Source organism: Sphaerisporangium sp. NPDC088356 (assembly GCF_040685555.1).
In the GTDB taxonomy this organism is placed as follows: domain Bacteria; phylum Actinomycetota; class Actinomycetes; order Streptosporangiales; family Streptosporangiaceae; genus Sphaerisporangium.
Genome location: NZ_JBFBIK010000223.1, coordinates 1 through 4,321 on the forward strand (window position 1 = coordinate 1; position 4,321 = coordinate 4,321).

The window sequence follows — 4,321 nt, forward strand, 5'->3', positions numbered from 1 at the left end:
GAGCATCGTTCTCTGGGGTCCGTCGAGCTGTTGCATGACGTTGCGTAGAAGCGTTCTGTAACCGGGCTTGCAACACATCTCCGTGCCTGTGGTGGTCGTTGCTGGTAGTCGTAATCCAGCACGAGATCGGGGGATCGAGATGCGGGCGTTCCCGGTGAGGATGCCGTCCGGGGTACGGTACTGGACGGTGCTCGACGAGGACATGGTGGTCGTCGCCGAGGTGGATGCGTTTCTGCGGCACGTCCGGTTCGGGCGGGACGGGTCGGAGCTGACCACGAGGGCCTATGCGGGCGGGATCTGCCTGTTTCTGCGGTGGTGCCGCCGGACCGGAAGGTCGTGGCAGGACGGGGTCGAGTACCTCGGGTTGTTCATCGTCTGGCTGCGGCACGCCCCGGCGGAGGTGTCGGGCTTGGAGCCGGTCGCCGGTGTCGGGGAGGTGCTGGCGGGGCCGGGTCGTCCGCCGGTGCGAGGCGCCCGGAGGATCAACGCGGTGCTGACGGCGGTCCGGGCGTTCGTGTCGTACGCGATCACGGCGGGTAACGCCCCGCAGGGTCTGCTGCCTCTGCTCTATGAGCTGGCCGATGAGCGGGACCTGCCGGTCCAGGCCCGGGGGGAGGGCTCGCGGATGGGGTGGCGGATGCGGGCCCGGCACCGGCTGAGCGAACCGGAGGCCCGGGTCGACCGGGCTACGGACGAGGAGATCGTGGCGCTGCTGGGTGGCTGCCGATCGGCCCGCGACCGGCTGATCGTGCTGCTGATGGGCCGGGCGGGGTTGCGCCGCGGGGAGCTGTGCGGGCTGCGCCGCCAGGATGTCCACCTACTGTTGGACTCCCGGCCGCTGGGCTGCGACGTCGCTCGGGCGCACCTGCACGTGGTGCGCCGGGACAACCCGAACGGCGCATGGGCTAAGTCCCGGCGGCAGCGGGTCGTGCCGCTCGACTTCCTGCTGGTGCAGGCCTTCGACGCCTATGAGTTCGAGCGGCTGACGATCGAGCGGGCCTCCGATTCGGACTTCACGCTGGTGAACCTGTTCCGCGAGCCGATCGGGGCCCCGATGCCGCCGGACGCGGTCAACGCGATCGTGAGCGCGGCCGGACGGCGAGCGGGCCTGGACCGCCGGGTGACACCGCACCAACTGCGGCACGCGTTCGGCTCGAACCTGGCCGATGCTGGTGGCACCCTGGATGAGATCCAGGAACTGCTCGGGCACGCGTCGATGGCGTCCTCGCAGGTCTATCTGCACCCCGACCCGGGCCGGCTACGAGAAGCAGTCGAGCGTGTCCCCAGCCCCCGCGGGGTTCCGGCGGCGGGCCGATGACCGAGGCCGCCCGTCCGCTGCAGGTCGCCGTCGCAGCGCAAGCCGGGCATGTGTTCGGGACGGCGGTGAAGGTCGATCCGCTGACCGCGAGGGTCGCCGCCGTGATCGACCCGGCCTTTCTGACAGAGGTCGGCTGGCGAGTAGACGCGGTGATGTTGGAGGTTCCGACCGGGCATCGGCTGGTGACCCGCAGAGTCTGTAAGTCGGAGGGCTGCGCGGCCTCGGCCTCCACCCGGCAGGGATACTGTCTGCCCTGCAAGCGAGCAGCCGCCGACGGCGGCCAAGTCGTCGGTCGGTCGGGCCGGCAGGAGCCGGGTGGGTGCGCGGTCGAGGGCTGCGCCCGCGAGTGGAGTTCGGCTCGGCACGGACTCTGCCGCGCCCACGCCGACCTGAGGGACCGCAGCAGCCTGACGATGCCCGAGTTCCTGGCCCGGGCCATGGCTTTGCCGGCACTGGAGATCTGCGAGGTGACAGCCTGCGCGCGTCAGCGCCGAGGAAGCGACACGCCTTACTGTCATGCTCACCAGCAGCGGATCCGTGTGATGCGGGAGGCCGACCCAGGTCTGGACGAGGCCCGCTGGCGGCAGGTGGAGCCGCCCGTCAGTCGCGGAGGTCGGATCGTGCTGCGAGGACTCGCGCCGTTGGTGGTCGCCGAGGTACTCGCCGGGCTGCAGCAGCGTTGCCGGCTGGACCGGGTCAAGAGCAAGGAATCCGACCTTCGCAGCTTCGTCAACGACCTGCGTTCCCAGCAGGTCACCGCCCTTGAGGGTTACGTGATGCCGGAGCTCACGACCGCGAACGGCACGTTCCACGGGATGGTCACCTCGATCCGCTCCCACGCCCGCCGGGCTCTGGCCAGCCCGGAGACCGAAGTCGGCAAGGACTGCTGGGACCTGATGGTGTTCGGCCACCGGGGAACGGTGAACTTCACCGTCATCAGCCAGGGTTGGCTGCGGGAGACCGCGAAACGGTGGGCCGCCGACGACCTGCCCAAACGACGGGTCCGCGTCGATCGGGTCACCAGCGGCGGCCTGGCCGTCCGCCACCACATCGGCTGCCTGGCCAGGTTGTCGCAGTCCTTGCGGATGCGCCCCGATCGAGGCGAACAGCCCTCCGCTCTGGGCCGCGGCGACATGGAGGCGTTCCTGCACCGCCTCGCCTATCTGGAATCGGTCGGGCAGATCACCAATGATGCCCGGATCCGGGCCTGCCGCGAGGTCCGGGCCGTGCTCGCCCGGGCCCGGGCGATGGGCCTGACTCGGCCCGGAGCCGTCGCCGCCGGGCTGGGCGAGGACTTCGCCATCCATCTGGCCGACGTCCCGGTCAAACCCGAGCCCGGCGAAGCCGGGCGTGATCTCCCACCCGAGATCATGCGGCGACTCTGTGGTCGTCTGGACGACCTGACCAGCAGCGAGATGCGCACCGCGGTCGAGTTGGCCATCGACACCGGCCGTCGCCCCGAGGAGATCGCCTCGCTGCCGTTCGACTGCCTGGCCCGCGACGGCGACGGCGCGGCCGTCCTGGTCTATGACAACCACAAGGCCAACCGGGCGCAGCGGCGGCTGCCGATCAGTGAGACCACCGCGAAGGTGATCATCGCTCAGCAGCGGCGAGTCCGAAACCGGTTCCCCGACACGTCGGTCGGGGAACTGAAGCTCCTGCCAACCGACCGGCGCAACCCCGACGGCCGAAAAGCCATCACCGCGTTCTCCTTCGGGTTCCAGCACCGCTCCTGGGTGGAGCGTATGCCCACGCTGACCACCAGCGACGGCGTCGAGTTCGACAAGGCCCTCGTGGTCCTCTACGCCTACCGGCACACCTATGCCCAGCGGCACGCCGACGCCGGGGTCCCCATCGACGTGCTCCGCGAGCTCATGGACCATCGCAAACTCGACACCACCAAGCAGTACTACCGGGTCGGGGAGAATCGCCGCCGTGAGGCCGTCGATCGGGTCTCGGCCCTGCAGTTCGACCGGCACGGCAACCGGATCTGGCGGCAAGCCCAAGCCCTCCTCGACTCCGAGCACGTCCGACGGTCCGTCGGCGAGGTCGCCGTCCCATTCGGGATCTGCGCCGAACCCTCCAACGTCAAGGCCGGCGGGAACGCCTGCCCCTACCGGTTCCGCTGCGCCGGATGCGACCATTTCCGCACCGATGTCTCCTACCTGCCCGACCTGCAGGCCTACCTCGACGACCTGCTCCGCAACCGCGAACGGGTCCTAGCCGCCACCGACGTCGAGGCCTGGGCGAGAACCGAAGCCCTCCCCTCCACCGAAGAGATCACCCGGATCCGTCGTCTGATCAACCGGATCCACGGCGACCTGGCCGACCTCGACGACACCGAACGCGCTGACATCGACCGGGCCATCGCCGCCGTCCGGCGGCACCGCACCACCATGCTGGGCATGCCGCGGCTCCGCCCATCCGCCATCGCCATCCGCCCGGAGCAGACCGCGTGACCACCGACCGCACCACCGCCATGACCGACGGGCGACGCGCCGATACCGCTCGTCGCCGCCAGCGCGTCCTCAAAGCGCTCAACGACGCCGCCACCAGCGGAGACGAGATCAGCGTCAGCGGCATCGCCCGCCGAGCAGGAGTGGACCGCACCTTCCTCTACCGGCACCGCGATCTACTCGAACAACTCCACGCCCTGGAAGCCCAACCCCCGAACGCTCGCGGCATCGGGCCCTCGGTCAGCCGGGCCTCGCTTCAAGCCGACCTGCTCGCCGCCCAAGAACGCGCCGCTCGCCAAGCCACCCGAGTCCATCACCTCGAACGGCGTCTGTCCGAACTCCTCGGTCAACAAGCCTGGCGCGAGTCCGGCCTCGGCGCCCCCGACGACATCGACCAACTCAAACAGCAGATCATCATGCTCGAACAGCAGGCCGTCGACCTGCGCCTGCAACTCGAAGAACGCGGCCAAGACCTCGCCGCCGCCCGCGCCGCGAACCGCGAACTCATGACCCGGCTCAACACCCGATAGACACGCCGACCAGTCAC

Annotated in this window: 3 protein-coding genes; all 3 read left to right on the forward strand. The window is 69.8% G+C overall.

All coding sequences use genetic code 11. The features are described 5' to 3' along the window. Positions 1–139: 139 nt before the first annotated feature. Genes AB0O34_RS36185 through AB0O34_RS36195 form a run of 3 tightly spaced genes read left to right on the forward strand, consistent with a single transcriptional unit; the run spans position 140 to position 4,304 of the window. Positions 140–1,318, forward strand: coding sequence for a tyrosine-type recombinase/integrase (locus AB0O34_RS36185; protein ID WP_363923414.1), 1,179 nt, complete (start codon positions 140–142; stop codon positions 1,316–1,318). Further along, positions 1,315–3,777 (forward strand): site-specific integrase, encoded by a 2,463-nt coding sequence (locus AB0O34_RS36190; RefSeq protein ID WP_363923416.1) that lies wholly within the window; start codon positions 1,315–1,317, stop codon positions 3,775–3,777. The genes AB0O34_RS36185 and AB0O34_RS36190 overlap by 4 nt, the downstream gene beginning before the upstream one ends. After that, positions 3,774–4,304 (forward strand): hypothetical protein, encoded by a 531-nt coding sequence (locus tag AB0O34_RS36195; RefSeq protein WP_363923418.1) that lies wholly within the window; start codon positions 3,774–3,776, stop codon positions 4,302–4,304. Before AB0O34_RS36190 ends, AB0O34_RS36195 begins: the two co-directional genes overlap by 4 nt. The last annotated feature ends 17 nt before the right edge of the window (positions 4,305–4,321 follow it).